Annotated in this window: 18 protein-coding genes and 2 pseudogenes; 9 read left to right on the plus strand and 11 right to left on the minus strand. The window is 70.3% G+C overall.

Annotation, left to right across the window (positions count from 1 at the left end; genetic code table 11):
• Window positions 1-314: 314 nt before the first annotated feature.
• The 4 genes and pseudogenes from AB0I21_RS32620 to AB0I21_RS32635 all read right to left on the minus strand — a co-directional run.
• Window positions 315-455, minus strand: coding sequence for a hypothetical protein (locus AB0I21_RS32620; protein ID WP_360566937.1), 141 nt, complete (start codon window positions 453-455; stop codon window positions 315-317).
• A gap of 32 nt (window positions 456-487) precedes the next feature.
• Window positions 488-1,033: a hypothetical protein gene (locus AB0I21_RS32625; RefSeq protein WP_360566939.1), complete on the minus strand. Its 546-nt coding sequence runs from the start codon at window positions 1,031-1,033 to the stop codon at window positions 488-490.
• Between the two features lie 1,174 nt (window positions 1,034-2,207).
• Window positions 2,208-3,950 (minus strand): IS1634 family transposase, encoded by a 1,743-nt coding sequence (locus AB0I21_RS32630; RefSeq protein WP_360566941.1) that lies wholly within the window; start codon window positions 3,948-3,950, stop codon window positions 2,208-2,210.
• A gap of 188 nt (window positions 3,951-4,138) precedes the next feature.
• Window positions 4,139-4,327: pseudogene (locus tag AB0I21_RS32635) on the minus strand (tyrosine-type recombinase/integrase); the annotation flags it as partial.
• Window positions 4,328-4,712: 385 nt separating this feature from the next.
• On the opposite strand from AB0I21_RS32635, the gene AB0I21_RS32640 reads away from it, so the two are divergent.
• The gene (locus AB0I21_RS32640) at window positions 4,713-5,306 is read left to right on the plus strand and encodes a TlpA disulfide reductase family protein (protein ID WP_360566943.1); all 594 of its coding nucleotides are present in this window, start codon (window positions 4,713-4,715) and stop codon (window positions 5,304-5,306) included.
• Window positions 5,307-5,586: 280 nt separating this feature from the next.
• Here AB0I21_RS32640 and AB0I21_RS32645 read toward each other — a convergent pair whose 3' ends face one another.
• From AB0I21_RS32645 to AB0I21_RS32655, 3 genes are all read right to left on the minus strand, one after another.
• Window positions 5,587-6,300: a YcnI family protein gene (locus tag AB0I21_RS32645; protein WP_360566945.1), complete on the minus strand. Its 714-nt coding sequence runs from the start codon at window positions 6,298-6,300 to the stop codon at window positions 5,587-5,589.
• A 79-nt stretch (window positions 6,301-6,379) separates the two neighbouring features.
• Window positions 6,380-6,844 carry a vitamin K epoxide reductase family protein gene (locus tag AB0I21_RS32650; protein ID WP_360566946.1) on the minus strand — a complete coding sequence of 155 codons (465 nt, stop codon included), beginning with the start codon at window positions 6,842-6,844 and terminating at the stop codon, window positions 6,380-6,382.
• A gap of 2 nt (window positions 6,845-6,846) precedes the next feature.
• Window positions 6,847-7,713, minus strand: a complete 867-nt coding sequence (locus AB0I21_RS32655; RefSeq protein WP_360566948.1) for a DUF929 family protein — start codon at window positions 7,711-7,713, stop codon at window positions 6,847-6,849.
• A gap of 248 nt (window positions 7,714-7,961) precedes the next feature.
• Here AB0I21_RS32655 and AB0I21_RS32660 point away from each other — a divergent pair, with 248 nt between their 5' ends.
• From AB0I21_RS32660 to AB0I21_RS32675, 4 genes are all read left to right on the plus strand, one after another.
• Window positions 7,962-8,777, plus strand: coding sequence for a cyclase family protein (locus tag AB0I21_RS32660; RefSeq protein ID WP_360566949.1), 816 nt, complete (start codon window positions 7,962-7,964; stop codon window positions 8,775-8,777).
• 25 nt (window positions 8,778-8,802) lie between these two features.
• The gene (locus tag AB0I21_RS32665) at window positions 8,803-9,321 is read left to right on the plus strand and encodes a M15 family metallopeptidase (RefSeq protein ID WP_360566951.1); all 519 of its coding nucleotides are present in this window, start codon (window positions 8,803-8,805) and stop codon (window positions 9,319-9,321) included.
• Window positions 9,322-9,353: 32 nt separating this feature from the next.
• Window positions 9,354-9,806 (plus strand): hypothetical protein, encoded by a 453-nt coding sequence (locus AB0I21_RS32670; protein WP_360566953.1) that lies wholly within the window; start codon window positions 9,354-9,356, stop codon window positions 9,804-9,806.
• Between the two features lie 798 nt (window positions 9,807-10,604).
• On the plus strand, window positions 10,605-11,534 hold the full coding sequence (locus tag AB0I21_RS32675) for a helix-hairpin-helix domain-containing protein (RefSeq protein WP_360566955.1): 930 nt from the start codon (window positions 10,605-10,607) through the stop codon (window positions 11,532-11,534).
• Between the two features lie 691 nt (window positions 11,535-12,225).
• Here AB0I21_RS32675 and AB0I21_RS32680 read toward each other — a convergent pair.
• From AB0I21_RS32680 to AB0I21_RS32695, 4 genes and pseudogenes are all read right to left on the minus strand, one after another.
• The gene (locus AB0I21_RS32680; protein WP_360566957.1) at window positions 12,226-12,846 is read right to left on the minus strand and encodes an LUD domain-containing protein; all 621 of its coding nucleotides are present in this window, start codon (window positions 12,844-12,846) and stop codon (window positions 12,226-12,228) included.
• Between the two features lie 869 nt (window positions 12,847-13,715).
• Window positions 13,716-15,170 (minus strand): annotated as a pseudogene (locus AB0I21_RS32685) (LutB/LldF family L-lactate oxidation iron-sulfur protein); the annotation flags it as partial.
• Window positions 15,167-15,916, minus strand: coding sequence for a (Fe-S)-binding protein (locus AB0I21_RS32690; protein WP_360566959.1), 750 nt, complete (start codon window positions 15,914-15,916; stop codon window positions 15,167-15,169). The gene AB0I21_RS32690 and the pseudogene AB0I21_RS32685, both read right to left, overlap by 4 nt.
• Window positions 15,917-15,919: 3 nt before the next feature.
• Window positions 15,920-16,963 carry a LacI family DNA-binding transcriptional regulator gene (locus tag AB0I21_RS32695; protein WP_360566961.1) on the minus strand — a complete coding sequence of 348 codons (1,044 nt, stop codon included), beginning with the start codon at window positions 16,961-16,963 and terminating at the stop codon, window positions 15,920-15,922.
• A 115-nt stretch (window positions 16,964-17,078) separates the two neighbouring features.
• On the opposite strand from AB0I21_RS32695, the gene AB0I21_RS32700 reads away from it, so the two are divergent.
• The 4 genes from AB0I21_RS32700 (at window position 17,079) to rhaS (ending at window position 21,828) form a co-directional block, all read left to right on the plus strand.
• Window positions 17,079-18,590, plus strand: coding sequence for a sugar ABC transporter ATP-binding protein (locus tag AB0I21_RS32700; RefSeq protein WP_360566963.1), 1,512 nt, complete (start codon window positions 17,079-17,081; stop codon window positions 18,588-18,590).
• Window positions 18,591-18,672: 82 nt separating this feature from the next.
• The gene (locus tag AB0I21_RS32705; protein WP_360566965.1) at window positions 18,673-19,692 is read left to right on the plus strand and encodes an ABC transporter permease; all 1,020 of its coding nucleotides are present in this window, start codon (window positions 18,673-18,675) and stop codon (window positions 19,690-19,692) included.
• The gene (locus tag AB0I21_RS32710) at window positions 19,689-20,720 is read left to right on the plus strand and encodes an ABC transporter permease (RefSeq protein ID WP_360566966.1); all 1,032 of its coding nucleotides are present in this window, start codon (window positions 19,689-19,691) and stop codon (window positions 20,718-20,720) included. The genes AB0I21_RS32705 and AB0I21_RS32710 overlap by 4 nt, the downstream gene beginning before the upstream one ends.
• A 55-nt stretch (window positions 20,721-20,775) precedes the next feature.
• Window positions 20,776-21,828: a rhamnose ABC transporter substrate-binding protein gene (rhaS, locus tag AB0I21_RS32715; protein ID WP_360566968.1), complete on the plus strand. Its 1,053-nt coding sequence runs from the start codon at window positions 20,776-20,778 to the stop codon at window positions 21,826-21,828.
• Window positions 21,829-21,832: the final 4 nt, after the last annotated feature.

Raw genomic sequence — 21,832 nt, forward strand, 5'->3', positions numbered from 1 at the left:
TACCGCTGTTCCGTCATGGTCAACTCCACCAGCACTCGGCGGAGTGTCACCCATCAAGTGAAGTCAACCTGTAACGGATCAAGCGGAGTACGACAGCCGCGTCTGGCCGTAAGGGTGAGAACTTTCCATACGTCTTCAAGGCGGCCCTGGCGGGCCGCTCGCGCTGCTCGGGACACGCCGCGCCTTGCCGCTTCGCTCCCGGCGCGGCGGCCCCGGCCGCGCGGAAGTTTCCGCTGGGCACGCCGAAGCCCCGGAAATCTCCAGGCGAGATCCCGGGGCGTAGCGCGATAGTACGGCCGACTGAACAGGGTCGATCAGCGATCCCGCTGCTCGTTGCGCCGGCGCTCTTCTTCTTCGCGGGCCTTGCGTTCCTCGGCCTCGCGCGCCCGCTTCAGCTCCTCCCAAGCCTGCGTCTCTCGCGGGTCTTCCTCTTGTTGGTTCGTGTATTTCGCCATCAGTCGCTCCTTCGTCGCAGCGCGATCAATGCCTAGGACGCCTCTGCGTGGACAATCTTTCGCGCAAATATGACAACGTTCTTCTTACGGCGACGCTCACACACCACTCGGCTAACAATTCGGACCGTTGTGGGAGTTGCCAACCCGAGACTCAGAAGCAGCTCATCCGTTACCGATTCGCTCGGTTCGATCCAACTGTGATCAGCGAAGAGTTCGTGGACCCCGCCGATTCGCTCCCATTCGACCGACGCCGGAGGATCGGGCTGCTCAGCCGATAGTCGGTTGACCATCAAGCCGGTACCCTGCTGCCTGATCGCGATCATGGAGGAGCCGATATTAGTTGCTGTGGCGTTTACTTGTAGCACATCTTTCCCGGCGACGCGGATCCACTGGCCCGTCAGCGTCACTTGGAGACGCGGCTGGAAGGTACGCCCCTTTGCAAATTTGAAGTATGCCCATGTGCCGCCGACGATTAAGGCTAGCGCTGTCACGACCGAGCCAGCAGCCTGCGCGACGGTACTAAAGGTGCCCAGAAAACCGCCTTCTTCGAGCAAAAGGCCAGCCAGATCTGTCCGCATCAGGCTGCCTCCTGCGGGTGGGCCCTGTGGGAATTCGTAATCCTAGCGGACATTCGGCTAGCAATCCGGCTTGGACGTCGCCCGATCGTCCATATCTGGGCGACCCGGTGGACGACCATGCGATCGCCTCCGGCGGGCAGGGCCTCCGGCCCTCCGACCCGGAGCGTGCCTCCGGCGGCCAGGGCTGCGCGCCCTGGACTGCGGCGGGCCGGGAAGCCCTCGGTGGGCTCCGAGCCCTCCCGTTGCGCACCGAGGGCTGCCATGCCGCACCGGCAGGGCGCCAGCGGCCGAGGGCAGCATTCCGGTCCGTACGTCATGGCGCCCCACCGGCACAGCATGTCCGGGCGGAGCCTGCGCAACGGGAAGCCTCTCCGGGTCGGACGTATGTTGCGGAGCAACCGCCAAGACGGGTTGCGCGACGCCGCCAGTGGGAGAAATCTGGGAGACGATCTTGCGAATTGACCCTCAGGACGCCTACGGAGACCTACAGGCACCAACGCGCTGAGCAGCGCAAACAGGATCAGCGCGAGGTAGATCGACGATGTTGACCTTGTTGACACGGAAGAGGTCACTGGTTCAAACCCAGTATCGCCCACCAGCAAAGGGCCCGTTCTCGGAGATCGAGAACGGGCCTTTCGCATGCAGGGGCCCTAACAGGGGGGCTACGGCGCGGCAGCGGCCCGGAGGCGCCCCGACGCCGTCACCGTCATCGGTCTTTCAATCGAAGGGCGATGCGTTGAGCGATCCGGCCCACGGCGACGCTGACCAGTAAGGCTGCCGGAGCTTTCTGCCAGTCGGGATATCCAGGCAGCCAGTGGCGTGACGTCACCGCCAGCGCGACGGCGACGGATATTGCAGCAACCGTGCCGACGGTACGGGAGGGTGGCTGGCTGTCAGCCTTATTCATCTGGTTTCAATACCTCGCCACCACTGTGGCTGTCCAGGGGTCTACGGCGCTGCGGCCGTCCCACCAGGCAAGCCGAACATTTGGTTCATGACCTCGGCGCCGTTCAGCCCGGGTTCGACGTAATTCGGTGGCCGGGAGAGTCGGATCTGGGCGCTGACCTGGGCGGACATGGTTGGGCCGCCTGGAGGGCGTTTCTCTAGGCGGTGGCGTTCCGGCTGGTCAGCGGGGTGCGGGTTGAAGGTCGAGGATCTGCTTGGGGTGGGGGTGTCAACGGCGGATCAGATCCAGATCCAGTCTCAGGCCGCCGTCGACAGGGGGATGCCGAGCTTGGCGAGGAGGTCTCGCTGGGTCTTGGTGAGGGTGGTGACCTGCTGGAACGTGCCGGTGGGGCCGGTGAACGTTCCGGTGGGGAGGCGTTGGAGTTCGCGGCGGGCTTGGGGCCAGGTTGTGCCGGTGCGGGTTTCGATGATGCGGACGAGCAGCAGGGCGAGCCAGCACAGCACGACGTGGGCGCGGATGCGTGCTTCGAGCCGGTGGTAAACCGGTCGGAGGTCGATGATCTGTTTTCATGTCGCGCCAGCCGCGTTCGACCTCGAGGAGTTGCTTGTAGCCCAGGGCGATGTCCTCGGCGCTGAGGTGGGGGTCGGAGCAGCGCAGGAGGTACTTGCCGTCGAGGTTCTCCTCCGCCTTGATCCTGGCGTGGTCGATGCGGAGCTTCCCGGCGGGGGTGGCTCGCAGGTAGCGGTTCAGTCCGGGCTTGCCGGCGATCTTCCCGCGCAGTTCGCCGCGTTTGAACTCGCTGAGCTGGTCGGTGTCGGCGATCAGTTCCTGCAGGTGGGTGACGAGTTGCTCACGCATGTGCTGGTCGCGTTGCGCGGCTTCGGGGTTGTGGCAGATGACGAACCGGTCGGTGTCGCTGATGCGGACTTCCTTGACGCGCATGTTCTCGGCGATCTCGGTGTAGCGGCCCTGCCGGGACAGGGCAGCCTTGACCTCGGGCGATCCGGAGCGCAGCTTCTCGCCGATGATGTAGGCGTGGTCGCCCTGGCGTAGGTAGCGGCGGTTCTCCGCGGAGGAGAAGCCGCGGTCGGTCACCCACACGATCTTCGACAGGGTCCAGTCCCGCATCTCGTCCTTGACCTGCCGGATCACCGTCTGGTCGGAGGCGTTGCCCGGCCAGCACCAGCAGCGCACCGGGATGCCGTCGCGGGTCACGGCCATGCCGATGACGATCTGTGGCAGGTCGTCGCGGGCATCCTTGGACTTGCCGTAGGCGCGGAACCCACCATGGTTGCCGTCGCTGCCGGTCTCGTTGCCGGTGTCGTTGTCGGTCTTACTGTGCTGTAGCGGGCGGCCGGTGTCGTCGCGGGCGACAGGCGCGTCGGGCTCCTCCAGTTCGAAGTAGGTGTTGGTGGTATCGAAGAACAGCAGGTCCACTTCAAGGTTCAGCAGCGTGGCGACCTCGTCGAAGACCTGCTTCTCCACCTCGCCGGTGACCTCGTGCAGCCAGTCCATCGCCCGGTAGCAGGACTGTTCGCCGATCTCGGCCAGCCCGTCGATGTGCGTGTCGTTGGTGATCCAGTCGGCGGCGGCGAGCTTCGACGACGGCGCCAGGGCCCGGTTGGCGACCAGAGCGAACAGCACCCGCTCGGTAGTGCTCATGTCCCGGGGCCGGCCGCGTTTGGGCTGTCCGGCCCGGGCCACGATCTGGTCGATGCGCAGGCTATGCCACAAGTGGTCCAGTACGTAGGTGCCGCCGAACGGCACCGAGGAGACGAACTCCAGGTCGGATGCGGCGGTGGCCGCGAGTGCGTCGCCGGGGTCGAGGAGTTTCGATAGAGACGCGACGAGACGTTTGACGGCGTCGCGGTCGAGGTGGTCCTCGCGGCCGAAGGTGAACAGCACCTTGGGCACTGCCCGGCCCGTGGCCGGGTCCCATTCGTTGTGGGCCAGGTGCAGGTAGCGGACCGTGCCGGACTTGTTCTCCCGTTTCGTCGTCTTCACGTACACGGCTCTAGACCATGCAAGGAACGCCCATTTCAGGGAAGGCTTAAACAACGAATCGCGTCTCTAGGCGCTTCCGGCTGTTCCGCCACTCCCGGCCCGCTGACCAGCAGGTTCTGCCCCGCAGTACCTCCAGGACAGCCGAATTACGTCGAACGCCGGTTCAGCAGGACCGGTCGGAGCTGGTGGCGTTAGACCGCCTCGGTGACCCTCGTCCCCGCGTGTCCGACGATGTCGGCGATCTGCTCCAGGGTCATCCCGTGCGCGGAAGCGATCGACACGAAGCTGTGTCGTAGCTCACGCGGCGTCCAGCTGTGATCCGTCAGCCCGGCCTTCCTGGCGACGGCCCGGAAGGCGCGCCGCACGTTGGCCGCGTCGAGCGCCGCCCAGCCATGAGCGTCCTCGTGGTGTGTGAGTAGCGCGACTGGATCGAACCGTCCTCGTGGCCGATCTGGTCATCCATGAGCGGTGCCGGCGTGCGACGTCGACGAGTTTCGGACCCGCCTGCCGCGCCGGGCCGGACGATGTGCTCCTCACCAGATCGGCCAGCCACCAGGGGATGAACACCGTCCGGTACGAGTCGTTCTTCGGCGGGCAGTGGACGAGTTCGCCGGTGTCCAATTCGTACGGCTGCCGGCGCTGCACCGAGCGTGATGCGGACGCGGAGCCGATCGACGGTGTGCGTTCCGGCGGCGCGGCTCAGATGAGAGGCAGGGATCGGCTACCGTCTACACGAATTTCGAGAGGTGTGTCGACCTCCAAGGGGGCATGGTGTCCACACATCATCGCGTTGTCGCATGCACAATCGTCGCAGTCGGCCTGGCGGCGGCGTGGTATTTGCAGGACACGGCCACCACGACCGGCCCGGGGGACGTCGCAGCGCGTCCCTCTGCTACCGCCATCGTCCAAGTTCCGCCGGCGAGCCGTCAGGCCGCGCCGGCGCTGACCGGGCAACTCCTCGACGCCAGCGCCTTCCGTCTCGCCGAATGGCGCGGATACGTCGTGGTCGTCAACTTCTGGGCGTCCTGGTGTGCGCCCTGCGGTGACGAAGCACCGGATCTGCAGGCCGTCGCCGACGCCACGGCCGGCCTCAGCGTGCGCATGCTCGGCGTGAACATCAACGATGACCGCGACGAGGCCAGGAAGTTTGTCGACGCCTACCATCTGACCTACCCGAGCCTGTTCGATCCGGCCGGTGAGATTCCGCTGATCTTTCCCGCGATCTCGCCCCGCACGCTCCCGAACACCGTCATCCTTGACCGGGCCGGCAACGTGGCAGCCGTCGCTCGCCGCAAAGTCACCCGCACCGAACTCGAGGCCGCTGTTCGAGCCCTCCTTGCGGAGTCGGTGGCAACCGGGTGACTGGCAGCCAACCGCTCCGCGGTCCGGATCCGTGCTGGCGCGTCGATGGCGGCGTTCCGTACGTTCGCCTCATGCCTGAGCCTTTGAACGTAGTGGCACCGAGTTCCCAGCAAGGAGGCACGCCAGGACAGTCGTTGTAGCCGACGACAAGGGCGGCGATGAACCGTTGCCGGGGCCGCCGGGCGGCGTGACCCGCAGCGTCACGGTGGCTGCGGTGATCAAAAAGCGGATCCGGTCGTGGTGACCGGATCCGCTGTTCGATCAAGCGGGGGTGCTGTCCTCAGGACGTCCGGGAGCGGCGGAGAGCCAGGACGGCGACGACCAGGCCGGCCAGGCCGGCGACGAGGCCCGCGATGCCCAGGCCGATGGCCGTACCGTCGCCGCTGTCGCCGTCGTCGTCCTTCGCGGCGACCGAAGCGGCAGGTGCCGCGGAGGCCCCGGATGCCGCAGCGTCGGTCTTCTTGGTGAGCTTGAGGACGGGGGCGGGGTGTTCGGCCTCGGCGCTGGCGGCGGGCTCGTCGATCCAGCGGACGATCTCGCCGGTGGAGTAGGTCTGGAGGGCCTTGAAGACGATCTGGTCGGTGGTCGGCAGGGGGCCGAGGGAGACGTCGAACTCCTGGAACTGGTGGGGCTTGATCTCCGCGCCGGCCGACGCGGTCCAGGTGATTTTGGAGACGGCGTCGGTGAGCTCGCCGTCGTCGGTCTTGATCGGGGTGGCGAGCTTGCTGGTCTCGGCGACGGCGGTCCAGCCCTGGAGCGGTTTGAGCGACACCGACGCGATCGGCTTGTCGGTGGGCAGCGCGATCTCGAGCTTGGTGGTGGAGGCGTCGTCGCGCTCGTTCGGCACCCGGAACGTCACCTTGGTGTAGCCGCCCTGCGTGGCGGTGTTGGGGTTGACGGTGACGTGAGCGGAGGCGGCGGCGGGGAAGGCGAGTGCAGCGGCGGCGGCCGCGGCGACGGCGACACCCGCGCGGACCACGTGGGTCAGGCGCATGATGCGGGCTGTCCTCTCGGGCAGGAACGACAAGGTCAACCGGGTAGTCGCCCCGGATCACCGGAAAGTTCCCGCGGTTCTACGCTAAATCCGCCGGGTCGGCATACGCCGTGCCGAGCGCCGTGACGGCGAACAGGCCGATCGCCAGGACGTGCACCGCCGTGCACCACAGGCAGATCGCGTCGAGGGTGAAGAGCTCCGCGTAGACGAGCCAGACGACGAACAGCACGCCGACGCCGGTGCAGGCGAGGCGGGCGAGCCGCACGTCCCGTCGGGGTGTCCGCCACAGCGCCGACAGGGCGAGCATGGCGACGAAGTACAGCAGACCCAGCACCGCCACGGGGATGCCGAACACCGCGGACTGCTCGCTGGTGGTGACCTTCAGGCAGTTGAGCGCTCCCGTGTCCGGGCAGGCGAGGGTCGTCGACGACGTGAAGTGCTCATACGTCAGGTACGCGGACACGGCCAGGCCGAGCACGGACAGCACCAGCGAAACGGGCGGCACCCACCGCTGCACCAGCGGGCCGGTGGTGGTCTCGGTCATGCTCAGACCTTTCCCTGGAAGGCGGTCACGGCCTGGGAGGTGCAGACGTTCGCCGGTTTGCCGCCGGTCACCTTGCACAGCACGGCGGTGATCGCGTTGGCGTTGCCGTTGACCGCCTTCGCGATCTCGCTGCCGGGGTCGGACAGCGCCTTGGTCACCTGCTCGGCGGTCATGCCGGCGAGCAGCTCCGGGCTGAACGTCGCGCCGGAGGTGATCGCCTGGTTGGCGTAGTCGACGAACGGGATCGATCCGGCGGACTTCGCGTCCACGTAGGGCGGGGCGTTGAACTTCTGCACCAGCTGCGCCTGCTGGGGGGTCAGCTGGTCCAGCGGCGTGTACGAGCCGCCCTTGCGGGTCCTGCCGCTGGTCTCGACGCCCTGGAAGGTGAGCACGTCGCTGGTGTACGTGCTGCCGTGGAACGACACCGTCGGCGTGTCGGGGTACACGTCGTCGGACGCCGAAGCGGTGATCGTCAGGCCGCTGAACGTCCCGAACCTGGACAGCGCCACGACCACCGGCCAGCGCTGCGCGGCGCAGAACGGGCAATACTCGGCGCCGACATACAGCACCAGGGGCTTGCCGCCCTCGGTGAGCACCGGCTGGCCGGTGACCGCCTTCGGCAGGATCTCGGCGGATCCGACGCCGACCTGGTCGAGGACCGCGGGCGGCACGGACGTCAACTGCGCGACGATCGCGGCGGCCGCCTCGCCGGTGGGAAAGGCCGGTGTGGGCTTGGTCTCGGGGCCGCCGGCGCCGCCGAGCTTGGCGACGATCATGACCGCGAACACGACCAGGACGGCGGCGATCGCGGCCGTCGCCTTGCGCATCCTGCCCCGCCTGGCGGTCGCCCGCTCCTGGATCAGTCGCATCCGTCGCGCGTATTCGCGCGAGTCCCGCTGGCGCTTCGACACGCGCAACCCCCCACTCGTCTGTCTATTAGTCGTATCGGACCCGCCCGTTGGTTCCCTCCGTGGCTGAATTTAGGCAGACACGCGTCCGTCGCACTGGGTCGAAGGGCCCGCCACGCCGGGTACAGCGGCAGATCTTGCGCGGGCCGGTGTGGCGGTGCAATGTGGCTTGTCGGCACCTGGACACGGACGCGAGGGGCTAAACGACCATGCAGCGACGACATCTTCTGACAGCGGCGGCGAGCGGCGCGGTCGCCGGCGCCGCGGGACTGGCCGGCACCGCGTCGGCCGGCGAAAGCGGGGGGCCAGCGTTGAAGCCCGGCAAGACCCGGCTGATCAGCCTGTCGCACGTCAACGACCCGGCGACGACCAACATCTACCCCGGCGACCCGGCGTTCGAGCTGGAGACCATCGCCACCATCGAGAACGAGGGCTACTACCTGCAGTACGTCCGCGAGGGCGAGGCGACCGGCACACACTGGGGCGCGCCCGGGCACTTCAACGCCGGCGAGCCACTGGCGGACGACCTCGACCCCAACGACCTGTTTCTGCCCGCGGTCAAGATCGACGTGCGGGACAAGTGCGCCCGCAACGCCGACTACGCGCTGACGGTCGACGACGTGAAGCAGTGGGAGCGCCGGCACGGCCGCATCCCCGCCGAGTCGATGATCATCATGTGGACCGGCTGGGAGTACAAGTGGGGGACCGACGCGTTCCCGAACCTCGACGCCGACGGGGTCCTGCACCAGCCGGGCTTCGCACCCGAGACGGTCCAGTGGTTCATCGACACCGGCCGGATCGGGCGCAACGGCGGCACCGGCATCGACACGTTCGGCCCCGACCTGGGCACCGACCCCGACTTCAGGGCGTCGCTGCTGGTGTACCGGCGGCACCGCATCAGCCTGGAGATCCTGGCCAACCTGGCCAAGTTCCCGGCGACCGGCGGGTCGATCCTGTGCGGCGGCTTCATCAACGCGAAGGGCTCCGGGTCGACCGCGCTCATCTACGGCGTCCTTCCTCACTAAAGTCGCGCCTCCGGGTGCCGATGCGGTGCGTGTGGAAGGCATCACCGGCATCGCCACCCGGATGGCAGAGATCCGCTCGCAGCTCGCCGCCCTGTCCCCGCCTCCTCCTGCCGTACAGGCCGCGCCGGAGTCGTCCTTCGCCTCCGCGTTGTCGGCGGCGACGTCGTTGCAGGACCGCTACGAGAACGGCCGCATCCCCGTCGCGGCGCTCGCCGAGGTCGGCTCGACCGGGCACCGCCTCGCCGCCCCGGCCGCGGCCGCGCTCGAGAGCCTCCTGCGCGCGGCGCAGCGCGACGGCGTGAAGATCGGGATCACCGACTCGTACCGCAGCTATGACGAGCAGGTCGACCTCGCCCGCCGCAAGGGCCTCTACTCCCAGGGCGGCCTGGCGGCGAAGCCCGGCACCAGCGACCACGGCTGGGGCCTCGCCGTCGACCTGGACCTCGACGCCAGGGCGCAGGCCTGGATGCGGGCCAACGGCGGCCGTTTCGGCTTCACCGAGAACACGCCGCGCGAGCCGTGGCACTGGAAGTTCACCGCCTGAAGTTGTCGTACCCGGCGGTTACGCTGCCGGGCATGGTGTTGTCGTTGCTGCTCACCGCGCATCTCGGCCTGGCCGCCATGTGGTGCGGCTCGATGGGCTACAGCCTGCTGGTCGTCCAGCCGAAGCTGGCCCGCGCCGGGCTCGGCGACGACCAGCTGGAGGAGCTGCTGACGCTGCTCGCCCAGGGCAACCGCTGGAAGGTCATCCCGATCGTCGCCGCCCTGCTGGCCACGGCCGCCGCGATCCTCACACTGACGGGCAGTGCTGCCTTCATCGCGGTGTTGCTCCTGTACGGCGTGGCCGCCGCCGTGTTCGCCGACGTGTCCTGGCGGCACTGGCCGACCAGGGTGTTCGCGCTGCCCGCCGAGCGTCCCGGCCTGCGCCGCGCACTCCGCTTACGCGCCTGGACGATGCTGGTCCTGGTCGGCGCGGCCTTCACCACCGCGCTGTGGACGTCGGCGTGGGCTTGGGCGGGTGCGTCCTGACCTCCCCGGTTAGCGGTCGTAGGTGAGCCACCGGTTCAGCTCGACGGGGCAGTGGTCTTCGTTGGCGATGATCATTGGGTCGGGCCGTGCGGCGGGCGGTGGGGGTGCGGGTCGTGCGTAGCCACGATTGTCGGTGGGCTGCTGGTCACGGGCGCTGTGATCGTTGCTCTGACGGGCGGTGCTGTCTTCGTCGCGGTGTTTGCCCATGTACGGTGTGGCCGCCGTCGCCGTGTTCGCCGGCGTGTGCTGGCGGCGCTGGCCCCGGGGTGTTCGCGCTGTCTGCCGTGCGTCCGGGCCAGCGCCGCGCTCCTGTCCTGGTCGGCGCGGCCTTCACCGTCGCGCTGTGGACGTCGGCGTGGGCCTGGTCGGGTGCGTCCTGACCCTGGTCAGCGGTCGTCGGTGAGCCACCGGTTCAGCTCGACAGGGCCGTGGTCTTCGTTGGCGATGATCATTGGGTCGGGCCGTGCGGCGGGCGGTCGGGGTGCGGGTCGTGCGTAGCCACGATCGTCGGTGGGCTGCTGGTCACGGGCGCTGTGATCGTTGCTCTGACGGGCGGTGCTGTCTTCGTCGCCGTGTTTGCTCATGTACGGCGCGGCGCCGTCGCCGTGTTCGCCGACGTGTCCTGGCGGCGCTGGCCGACGCGGGTGTGTTCGTGCTTCCCGCTGAGCGCCACGGTCTGCGCTGCGATCGTCGTTCTGGCGGACGGTGCTGTGGGCAACGGCCTGGGCCGGCCGCTGTTAGTGTTCGCGGGGCGACCAGCGTCGATGCAATGGCCGCCCGGACTGACAGGAGGACCTGATGTATCCGGCACCCGCCGCCCGCCCGAGTTTCGGCTGGAAGCTCCTGCAGAGCTGGTGGGTCCTCATCTCGATCCTGGGGTTCGGCTGCTTCAGCGGCGCGGGCCTGGTCCTCGTCGGTCTGCGCGCACGGAAGCCGGCGTGGTGGGGCTGCGGCGTCGGGTACCTCCTCATCGGCACGGCCATGGTCGTCCTGTCCGAGAAGGCCACGATGCCGGACGATCCTTCCAGCGGCGGCGGCTTCGCGGCGCTGTGGCTCGTGCTGTGGGTGGTGTGCGTCGTGCACTCGTTCGTGCTCAACGTGTACTGGCTCCGCTGGCTGGAGCAGCGCCGCGCCGTGGCGGCGTTCGGCTCTCCCGCGGCCGTCGGCTCCCCGGCCGCGTTCGGGTCGCCCGCGGCGTTCGGGTCTCCGGCCGCCTTCGGTTCGCCTGCGGCGTTCGGCTCGCCGGTGGGTCCGGCGTCCGCGGTGCCGTATTCCGTGCCGCCGGCCGGTTTCCCTGCCCAGGCGACCCCGTCCGCCGGGTTCAATCCGTACGCGACGCCGGCGGCCGGTTTCCCCGCGCAGGCGACGCCGCCCGCCGGCTTCGGTCCGCAGGCCACGCCGTCGGCCGGCTTTCCGGCCCAGTCCGGCGGGTTCACGTCGCAGCAGTTCACGGTCGACCCGATCCCGTCGACCTCCACCACCCCGTGGCCCGCCCCGACACCCTGGACGCCGACCGCCGCTTCTGTCGACGTCAACACCGCCGACGCCACGCTGCTCGCCACCCTCGACGGCTTCGACGCCGCCCGCGTCGCGTACGTCCTCTCCGAACGCCACCGCCGCGGCGGCTTCACCAGCCTCTCCGAGTTCGCCACGACCGCCCAGCTGTCCCCGCACCAGTTCGACCGTATCCAGCACCGCCTGACCCTCACACCCCCTCGCCGGTACTGATCCGGCGTGTACAGGCTCCCTCGCACAGCGTGACGCGACTGGATTCGGCGTTGCGCGGGAGGGAGAATGGTGGGGCAGCGCCAATCGGGGGAGGCGGCGCATGTTCGCTCTGCCATTGTCTGAGATGTGTCGATCTGATCTGGTGGCTGGCCAGCACGCCCGCCGCCGCGAGGAACGCCGGCGGGCCAGGGCCGAGTTCGCCGAGGCGCGCACGCACGGACTCGCCGCCCGCCACGCCTTGAAGCTGGCCCGCCTCCGCCCGCCACCGTCCGACAGGCCACACACCGCAGCTCGGTTCGCAGCCCAGCCCGCTGACGGGCCTGCTGCCGTGGCTCCGCCTACTGCCCGGCCCACTGCTGTGGTTTCGCGTGCTGCCGGGCCTGCTGACTGGTCCCCTGCCCGGCCGGCTGTTGTGGTCCCGCACGTCGCGTGTCTTCACCGACGATCGCGCCGACCGGCCGCCCGCGCGCGGGTCGCGGCGGTCCAGCTGGCACTCTTCCCGATCGATCTCGTGCTCGACGCACTTCCACCGAGGGCCGCCCCGGTCGACGCAGTTTGTGGAGGAGCTTCAGCTGGGCCGGGGATGGCTTCGCCCGCACCGGAAGTTGCTTCGGCTGGGTCGGGGGTGGCTTTCCCCGCACCGGAAGTTGCTTCGGCTGGGTCGGGGGTGGCTCTGGGCGCGGCGGGGGTGCTAGTGGACGAGGAGGACGACCAGGGTGCGGGGGCCATGGACGCCTTCGACGCGGTTGAGTTCGATGTCGCTGGTGGCGGAGGGGCCGCTGATGAGGGTCAGGGGGCGGGTCGGGGTGAGGCGGGCGAGCAGGTCGGGGACGGTGCGGACGACCTGGTCGGCGCGGACCACGCAGAAGTGGCGGTCGGGGACGAGGGTGATCGCGCGGCGGCCCTGGTCGGGGCTGCCGTCGAGGGCGATCGTCCCGGTCTCGGCGCACGCGGCGGCGCAGGCGGTGGCGACGCCGGCGAAGGTGTCCAGGTCGGCGGGGGTGAGGGTGCCGTCGTCGACGTGGGCGCCGGGGAGCTCGAACGGCAGGGCCGGCGGCACGATCAGCCGGCCGCCGGGAGGCATGGTGGCGTCCAGGGCGGCCCGCAGGTCGGTCTCGAGCGTGGCGGGGGTGGTGGGGACGACCGTGGCTTTGTAGTCGGTCAGGCGGTCGGCGAGCAGGGACAGCAGCTCGGGGGAGTCCGTCGGCACCGCCCCCGCGCGCCGGTAGTCCCGTGGCACGGCGGGCACGGCCGGGTCGGACCCGAGCGCGGCCCGGATACGGGCCAGCACGTCGGCGCGGGCGTCAGTCATCGGCCCTCCTGCGCATCGAGATGGGGGAGGTCACGCCGCTGATCAGAAGACTCGCCAGGAAGGCCACCAGCGGGCGACCCCGGCCGGGGATCAGCCGGCGAACCGGGGCGGAGGTCAGAAGCGGGGCCGGGACCAGGATCAGATGACGGTTCGGGAAGCGGTTCAGAGGCCGGCCCGGGGCGGAGGTCAGCAGGCGAGCTCGGAAGGAGATCGGCAGGCGAGCTGGGCTGGGGGTCCGAAGCCGAGCCGGTCCGGGCGTCGGCGGGCAGGTCGGGCTGGGCAGCTGGAGGTGGGCTGGAGCGTGGGCCAGCGGGCGAGCCGGGCTGGGCGTCGGAAGCCGTGCCGGTCCGGGCGTCGGCGGGCAGGCCGGAGTGGGGGTCGGCGGGCCGGGAGTCAGGCGCCGGGCCGGGATCGGCGTCAGCGGGCAGATCGGGCTGGGCAACAGAAGGCGGGCCGGATCGAGGGCCAGCGGGCGAGTTGGGCTGGGCGTCGGATGGCGGGCCGCCGGGATGGGCGTCGGCGGGCAGATCGGGCTGGGCAGCCGGAGGTGGGCCGGAGCGAGGGCCAGCAGGCGAGTTGGGCTGGGCGTCAGAAGGCGGGCCGGAGCGGGAGTCAGGAGGCGAGCCGGGACCGGGGTTGGTGGGTGAGTTGGGGTGGGCGTCAGAAGGCGGGCTGGAGCGGGGGGCAGGAGGCGAGCTGGGATCGGGGTCAGTAGACAGGCCGGGGCCGGGGTTGGTGGGTGAGTTGGGGTGGGCGTCAGAAGGCGGGCTGGAGCGGGGGGCAGGAGGCGAGCCGGGATCGGGGTCAGTAGACAGGCCGGGGCCGGGGTTGGTGGGTGAGGTGGGGCGGGCGTCTGAAGGTGGTGCGGGGCGGGTGCGCCACCAGTCGCGGAAGGACTGGGCCGGGGGGCGGGGGAGGTCGCGGGAGGTGGTCCATGCGGAGAGGGGTGGGGGCAGGGTCGTGATGTGGTCGGTGCGGCGGCCGAGGAGGCGGCCGAGGCGTAGGAGGCGTTCGGCGCTGCGGAAGCGGGCCGGGCGGGACATCACCCAGGACATGGCGGCCATGGTGATGGCCTCGGGGGAGGGGAGCGGGGAGGCGGCGCGGGCTTCCACGTGGCGGTTTCGCAGGTGTACGAGCATCGAGGGGATGTCGATGCGGACGGGGCAGGCGTCGAAGCAGGCGCCGCAGAGGCTGGAGGCGTAGGGGAGGGAAGCGTTGTCCTCGACGCCGGTGAGCTGGGGGCTGAGGACGGCGCCGATCGGGCCGGGGTAGACGGAGCCGTAGGCGTGGCCGCCGGTGCGTTCGTAGACGGGGCAGACGTTGAGGCAGGCGCTGCACCGGATGCAGTGCAGGGCGGCCCGGCCCGAAGGGTCCGACAGGACGGCGGTGCGGCCGTTGTCGACCAGGACGAGATGGAAGTCCTGCGGGCCGTCGCCGGGGGTGACGCCGGTCCAGAGGGACGTGTAGGGGTTCATCCGCTCGCCGGTCGACGAGCGGGGCAGCAGCTGCAGGAACACCTCCAGGTCGGTCCACGTGGGGACGACCTTCTCGATGCCCATGACGGTGATCAGGGTCTGCGGGAGGGTCAGGCACATGCGGCCGTTGCCCTCGGACTCGACGACGGCGAGGGTGCCGGTCGCGGCGACCGCGAAGTTGGCCCCCGACACCGCGACCCGGGCGGTCAGGAACTTCTCGCGCAGGTACGCGCGGGCGGCCATCGCCAGCTCACGCGGGTCGTCGGAGAGCGAGGAGGCGGCAGGCATCGTGCGGCGGAAGATGTCGCGGATCTCGGTGCGGTTGCGGTGGATGGCGGGGACCAGGATGTGCGACGGCTTGTCGTCGCCGAGCTGCACGATGAGCTCCGCCAGGTCGGTCTCCCACGCGGTGACACCGCCCTCGGCGAGCGCCTCGTTGAGCCCGATCTCCTGCGTCGCCATCGACTTGACCTTGACGACCTCGGTGGCGCCGGTCGCGCGGACCAGGTCGAGGACGATCGCGTTGGCCTCGACCGCGTCGCGGGCCCAGTGCACGGTGCCGCCGCGGGCGGTCACCTGCTCCTCCAACTGCTCCAGGTACACATCCAAGCGAGCCATGGTGGAGGCCTTGATCGCCTCGCCGGCGAGGCGCAGCTCCTCCCAGTCGGGCACCTCGGCCACGACGGCGGCACGCTTGCCGCGGATGGTGCTCGTGGCATGGCCCAGGTTGCGCCGCAGCTGGTCGTCGGCGAGCGCCGTCCGGGCCGCGACCGGGAAGGACGTCGAGCCACGCAGCGCGCCGACCCCTCGCGGCGCGTACACCGGCATCCCAAGGAACACGGAGGTCATGTCGCCGCCAGAATCTCTGCGAGGTGCACGGGCCGGGCGACCGCCTCCAAAGAAGATGCATCAGAGGAAGAGAGGCGGGACAGGCCGCCGCCGATGTGCATGAGGCAGGACGAGTCGCCGGCCGAGACGACCGAGGCGCCGGTGGACAGGACGCTGCGGAGCTTGTCGCTGAGCATGGCCGCGGACGTGTCGGCGTTCTTCAGCGCGAACGTGCCGCCGAAGCCGCAGCACTGGTCGGCGCCGGGCAGCTCGACGAGGTCGATGTCGCGGACCGCGCGCAGCAGCCGCAGCGGCCGGTCACCGACCCGCAGCATGCGCAGCGAATGGCAGGTCGGGTGGTAGGTGACGCGGTGCGGGAAGCGGGCGCCGACGTCGGTGACGCCGAGGACGTCGACGAGGAACTCCGACAGCTCATAGGTGCGCTCGCCGAGCTCCTCCGCCCGGTGCGACAGCGCGACCCGGCCGGCCCGGCGGGCGACGGCCGCGTGCTGGTGGCGGATCGAGCCGACGCACGAGCCCGACGGCGCGACGATCGCCTCGTAGCCGGCGAACGTGTCGACCTGGTGCTCGACCAGCTTCAAGGCTTCGCGCTGGTACCCCGTGTTGATGTGCATCTGGCCGCAGCAGGTCTGCGCCTCGGGGAAGACGACCTCGTGGCCGAGCCGCTCCAGCAGCTCGACCGTGGCCCGGCCGACCTGCGGAAACATCGCGTCGGCGAGACAGGTCACGAACAGTGCCACACGCATCGATCACCGCCCTTTCGGAGAATCCCGCTGAGATGGCCGGCGGGTGCGGGGCCGGCCACTCGACTCGCGGACGATCAGCTCCGGCTGGAACACCACGTGGCGGTGCTCATGGCGGCCGTCGTCCTCGATCTCCTCGAGCAGCAGGGCCGTGGCGGTGCGACCGAGCTGTTCCCGAGGCTGTCGCACGGAGGATAGCGGCACCGCGGCCGCCGCGGCGAATTCGATGTCGTCATATCCCACGATCGCCACGTCCTGCGGCACGCGGATGCCCCGCTGGGTGAGGCCCTGCAGCACGCCGAGCGCGACGAGGTCGTTGGCGCAGAAGACCGCCGTGGAGCCGGCCGCGGCGTCGATCTCGGCGGCGGCCGCCCGGCCCGCGGCGACGGTGAGGTTGGGCGTGGGGACCACCGAGAGCTCGGCCTTCCCGGCCACGGCCGCGGAGATCCCGGCGTGCCGCTCCCGGACCTGGGTGATGGAGGCCGGCCCGCCGACGAACGTGATCCGCCGGTGGCCCTGCTCCACGAGGTGCTCGCCGGCGAGCCGGCCGCCGAGCACGTCGTCGACGGCGACCGAGCAGCGGCTGTGCCGGCCGGTGCCGCGGTCGACCAGCACGACCGGGGTGCCGCGCTGGATGAGCAGCTCCAGGCGCGAGTTCGGCGACTCGTCGACGGGCGTGATCAGGACACCGCGGACCCGCTGCTCCTCGAGGAGGTCGAGGTGGCGGTGCTCGCGGCCGGCGTCCTCGCCGCTGTTGCAGACCACGACCATGACGCCGTGCTCCTCGGCGGCTGCCTCCGCGCCGCGGACCACGTCGGTGAAGAACGGGTTGGTCACGTCGAGCACGACGAGCGCGATCTGCCGGCTGTGCCCGGCCCGCAGCTGCCGCGCCGAGTCGTTGCGCACGTAGCCCAGCTCGGCGATGGCGTCGAGGACCCGCTGCCGGGTCGACGAGGCGACCAGCTCGGGACGGTTGAGCACGTTGCTGACGGTGCCGATGGAGACGCCCGCGCGGCGGGCCACCTCCTTGATGCCGGTCGTGGTGGACATCGATCTCCCGTACCTCTGAAACGTGTCAACTCGAAGAGGGTGTATCAAACCGGTAACGCCATTGAAACTCTTGACGCCATCGACGGTCTGCTTCTACCGTCACTGTAGTCATCGCATGAAACGTTTCACAAGGGAGGACGGCGAGGTGCTGGTTCTCGAGGGCGTGAGCAAGTCGTTCGGCGCCGTGACCGCGCTGCGCGACGTGCGCCTGGAGCTGCGCGGCGGCGAGGCGCACGCCCTCGTCGGGGAGAACGGCGCGGGCAAGTCGACGCTGGTGAAGATCCTGGCCGGCGCGCACGCCCCCGACACCGGCACGATCACGCTCGACGGGCAGCCGCTGCGGCTCGGCGGCCCCGCCGACGCCCGCGACGCCGGCATCGCCGTCATCTACCAGGAGCCGACGCTGTTCCCGGACCTGACCGTCGCGGAGAACATCTTCATCGGCCGGCAGCCGCTGCGCTCGCTGCGCCGCGTCGACACCGCCGCGATGCGGGCCCGGTCCGCCGAGCTGTTCGCCAGGCTCGGCGTGCACCTCGACCCGGACCGGCCGGCCCGTGGGCTGTCGATCGCCGACCAGCAGCTGGTCGAGATCGCCAAGGCGCTGTCGTTCGACGCCCGGATCCTGGTCATGGACGAGCCGACCGCGGCGCTGTCCGGGGTCGAGGTCGAGCGGCTCTTCGCCGTCGCCCGGTCGCTGCGCGACGCCGGGGCCGCGGTGCTGTTCATCTCGCACCGCTTCGACGAGGTCTTCTCGCTCTGCCAGCGGATCACCGTCATGCGCGACGGTCAGTGGGTCTCCACCGACCCCGCCGACGCGCTCACCGTCGACCAGGTCGTGCGGCGGATGGTCGGCCGCGAGGTCTCCACCATGTACCCGCAGCGCACCGCCGAGGTCCGCGAGGCCCGGCTGGAGGTCGAGGGGCTCACCCGTGCCGGGGTCTTCCAGGACGTGTCGTTCACCGTCCACAGCGGCGAGATCGTCGCCCTCGCCGGGCTCGTCGGCGCCGGCCGCTCCGAGGTGATCCGCGCCGTCTTCGGCATCGACCGGCACGACGCCGGCGAGGTCCGGGTCGACGGCAGGCCGCTGCAGAAGGGCAGCGCGTCCGCGGCGATCGCCGCCGGTCTCGCGCTCGTGCCCGAGGACCGCCGCCAGCAGGGCCTGGTGATGGAGCTGTCGGTGGAGCGCAACGCGACCCTGCCGCGGCGCTGGTCGCTGAGCCGGCTCGGGCTGCTCCTCGGCCCGTCGGAGCGCCGCGACGCCCGCACCTGGACGGAGCGGCTGCAGGTGAAGGCGGCCAGGCTGAGCGACCCGGTCGCCACGCTCTCCGGCGGCAACCAGCAGAAGGTCGTCCTGGCGAAGTGGCTGTCGACGGCGCCCCGGGTGCTCATCGTCGACGAGCCGACCCGCGGCATCGACGTCGGCACCAAGGCCGAGGTGCACCGGCTGCTCAGCGAGCTCGCGGACCAGGGCGTCGCCGTGCTCATGGTCTCCAGCGAGCTGCCCGAGGTCCTCGGCATGGCGGACCGGGTCCTCGTCATGCACGAAGGGCGGCTCGCCGCCGACATCCCCCGTACCCGAGCCGACGAGGAGTCCGTGATGCTGGCGGCGACAGGACAGGCGACATGACCGGCCAGCGAAGCGGCTCGGGCCGGTCATCGTGTGGCAGGTTCGGGGCAGGCCGACGCCGGAGCGCAGCGGAGGTGGCGGCATGACCGCCGTGCTCGACCGGGGCGAGGTGAAGACCTCGAAGCTCACCCACCGGGTGTTCCTGGTCCGCGAGCTCGGCATCCTCGTGGCGCTGGCGCTGCTCATCGGCGGCACCGCGATCAGCAACCCGCGGTTCCTGCACGCGCAGAGCGTCAAGGACCTGCTGCTCGGCTCGACGATCCTGGCGATCCTCGCGACCGGCCAGGCGATCGTGGTCGTCACCCGCAACGTCGACCTGTCCGTCGGCTCGGTGCTCGGGCTGTCGGCGTTCGCCACCGGCACCCTGTTCCTCGACCATCCCGGGCTGCCGATCCCCGTGGTGCTCCTGGCCGGCACGGCGCTCGGGGCGGTGTGCGGCGCGGTCAACGGCGCGCTCATCGCCGCCGCCCGGGTGCCGGCGCTGGTGGTCACGCTCGGCACGCTGTACGTCTTCCGCGGCATCGACTACCGGTGGGCGACCGGCAAACAGATCAACGCCGCCGACATCCCGCACGGGTTCCTGCGCATGGGCACCGCCACCGTCCTCGGCGTGCCGGTGCTGACCCTGTTCGCGGTCGTCGTCGTCATCTGCGCCGGGTTCTACCTGCGCTCGTATCGCAGCGGGCGGGAGTTGTACGCGATCGGCTCCGACCCCGCCGCGGCGCGGCTCTCGGGCATCCGGGTGGGCCGGCGGGTGTTCGCCGCGTTCACCGCCAGCGGCGCGCTCGCCGGGCTCGCCGGGGTGCTGTACGTCGCCCGGTTCGGCACCCTCGACGCCAACGCCGGCCTCGGCCTGGAGCTCAACGTCGTCGCCGCGGTCGTCGTCGGCGGGGTCGCCATCTTCGGCGGCAGCGGCTCGGTCTACGGCGCGGCGCTCGGTGCCGTGCTGCTCACCACGATCGCCAGCGCCCTGCCGGTGCTCGGCATCAACCCGTTCTGGCAGCGGGCCGCGATCGGCGCGCTCATCCTCGCGGCGATCGGCCTGGACCGGGTCCTGTCGCTCCGCGTCGCACGCAGCCTGCAGGGAGGCCCGGGCAAATGATCGAGCTCAGCACCACGGCGAAGGCCGCGCCGGCCGCACCCGGGAGAAGAGGCCTGGTGGTCTCCTGGGACGTCGTGGTCCTCGTGGCCCTCGTCCTTGTCGCCGTCATCGGCGCCGCCACCATCGACGGCGTCGCCAGCCCGCGGTTCTGGCGGTTCGTGACCCTGGAGGTCGTGCCGATCGCGATCATCGCGCTGCCGATGACCCTGGTCGTCATCACCGGCGAGATCGACCTGTCCGTCGCCAGCACGCTCGGCCTCACCTGCGCCGTCATGGGTGACCTGTGGGCGCACGGGGTCACGTCGCTGCCGCTGCTGATCGCGCTGTGTCTGCTGCTCGGCGCGGTCCTCGGCGCCGTCAACGGCCTGTTCGTCACCGTGTTCGGGCTGCCGTCGCTGGCGGTCACGATCGGCACCCTCGCGTTGTACCGGGGGCTCGCGTACGTCGTCCTCGGCGACAAGGCCGTCGCCGACTACCCGGTCGCATGGACCGACGCCGCGATCGACCCCATCCCCGGCCTCACGATCCCGTGGGTGATCATCGTCGTCGCGGTCCTCGCGGTGCTGTTCGGGGTGCTGCTGCACGCCACCCCGGTCGGCCGCGGCCTGTACGCGATGGGCAACAACACGGAGGCGGCCCGCTTCGCCGGGATCGCGGTCGCCCGCACCAAGTTCTGGCTCTTCGTCGCCACCGGCACGATGGCGTCGCTCGCCGGGGTCTTCTGGACGTTCCGGTTCGCCAGCGCCCGCGCCGACAACGGCAACGGCCTGGAGCTCGCGGTCGTCGCGGCGGTCCTGCTCGGCGGCGTCTCCATCTTCGGCGGCCGCGGCGGCATGATCGGCGTCATCGGCGCCGTCCTGCTGCTCAGCACCCTCCGCAACGCCCTGCAACTGGCGAACGTGCCGGCGAACACCCTCACCATCATCACCGGCTCGCTGCTCATCGCCTCGGTCGTCGGGCCGAACGTCGTCGGCATGGCGCGCGAGCGCCTGCGCCGGCGGCGTTCCGCGAAATCGAGCACCACGTAAGCGACACCCCCCACCCCCGTTTCCCGCGCGACCCCCGCTGAAAGGATTCAATCCCATGAGAGCTGGCAAGCTCATCGCGGTCGCGGTAGCCGCCGCGCTCGCGTTCAGCACCACCGCCTGCGCCGAGGACTCCGACACCGGCAGCACCGGCGACACCGGCACCGCCACCTCCGACACCATCAAGAGCGGCCTGAAGGTCGCGTTCCTGCCGAAGCAGGTCAACAACCCGTACTTCGACACCTCCGACAACAAGGGCGGCAAGGTCGCGGTCGAGGAGTTCAAGGGCTCCTACACCGAGACCGGCCCGTCCGAGGCCAGCCCGTCGGCGCAGGTCAGCTACATCAACACGCTGTCGCAGCAGGGCACGAACGTGATCGCGGTGTCCGCCAACGACAAGGACGCCATCTGCGGCGCCCTCAACGAGGCCCGCAAGGCCGGCGCGAAGGTCGTCACGTACGACTCCGACACCAAGCCCGAGTGCCGCGACCTCTTCATCAACCAGGCGACCTCCGAGGGCATCGCGAAGGTCCAGATCAAGCTCATCTCGGAGGCGATCGGCGCCGACGGCGGCGAGATCGCGATCCTGTCGGCGACGGCCAACGCCACGAACCAGAACGCCTGGATCGAGATGATGAAGACCGAGCTGGCGAAGCCGGAGTACAGCAAGCTCAAGCTCGTCGACACCGTCTACGGCGACGACGACGACCAGAAGTCCTTCCAGGAGGCGCAGGGCCTGCTCGCCAAGCACCCCAACCTGAAGGGCATCATCTCGCCGACCACCGTCGGCGTCGCCGCCGCCGGCCGGTACCTGTCCGGCTCCACGTACAAGGGCAAGGTCCAACTCACCGGTCTCGGCACCCCGAACCAGATGAAGGCCTACGTCAAGGACGGCACCGTCAAGGCGTTCGCGCTGTGGAACCCGGCCGACCTCGGCTACCTGGCCGCCTACGCGGGCGCGTCGCTCGCCTCCGGCGTCATCAAGGGCAAGGAGGGCGACAAGTTCAAGGCCGGCAAGCTCGGCGAGTTCACCGTCGGCAAGGACGGCACCGTGCTGCTCGGCGACCCGTACACCTTCAAGGCCGACAACATCGACCAGTTCAACTTCTGAGAGG

It is taken from the genome of Dactylosporangium sp. NPDC050588 (genome assembly GCF_040654975.1).
GTDB lineage: Bacteria > Actinomycetota > Actinomycetes > Mycobacteriales > Micromonosporaceae > Dactylosporangium > Dactylosporangium maewongense.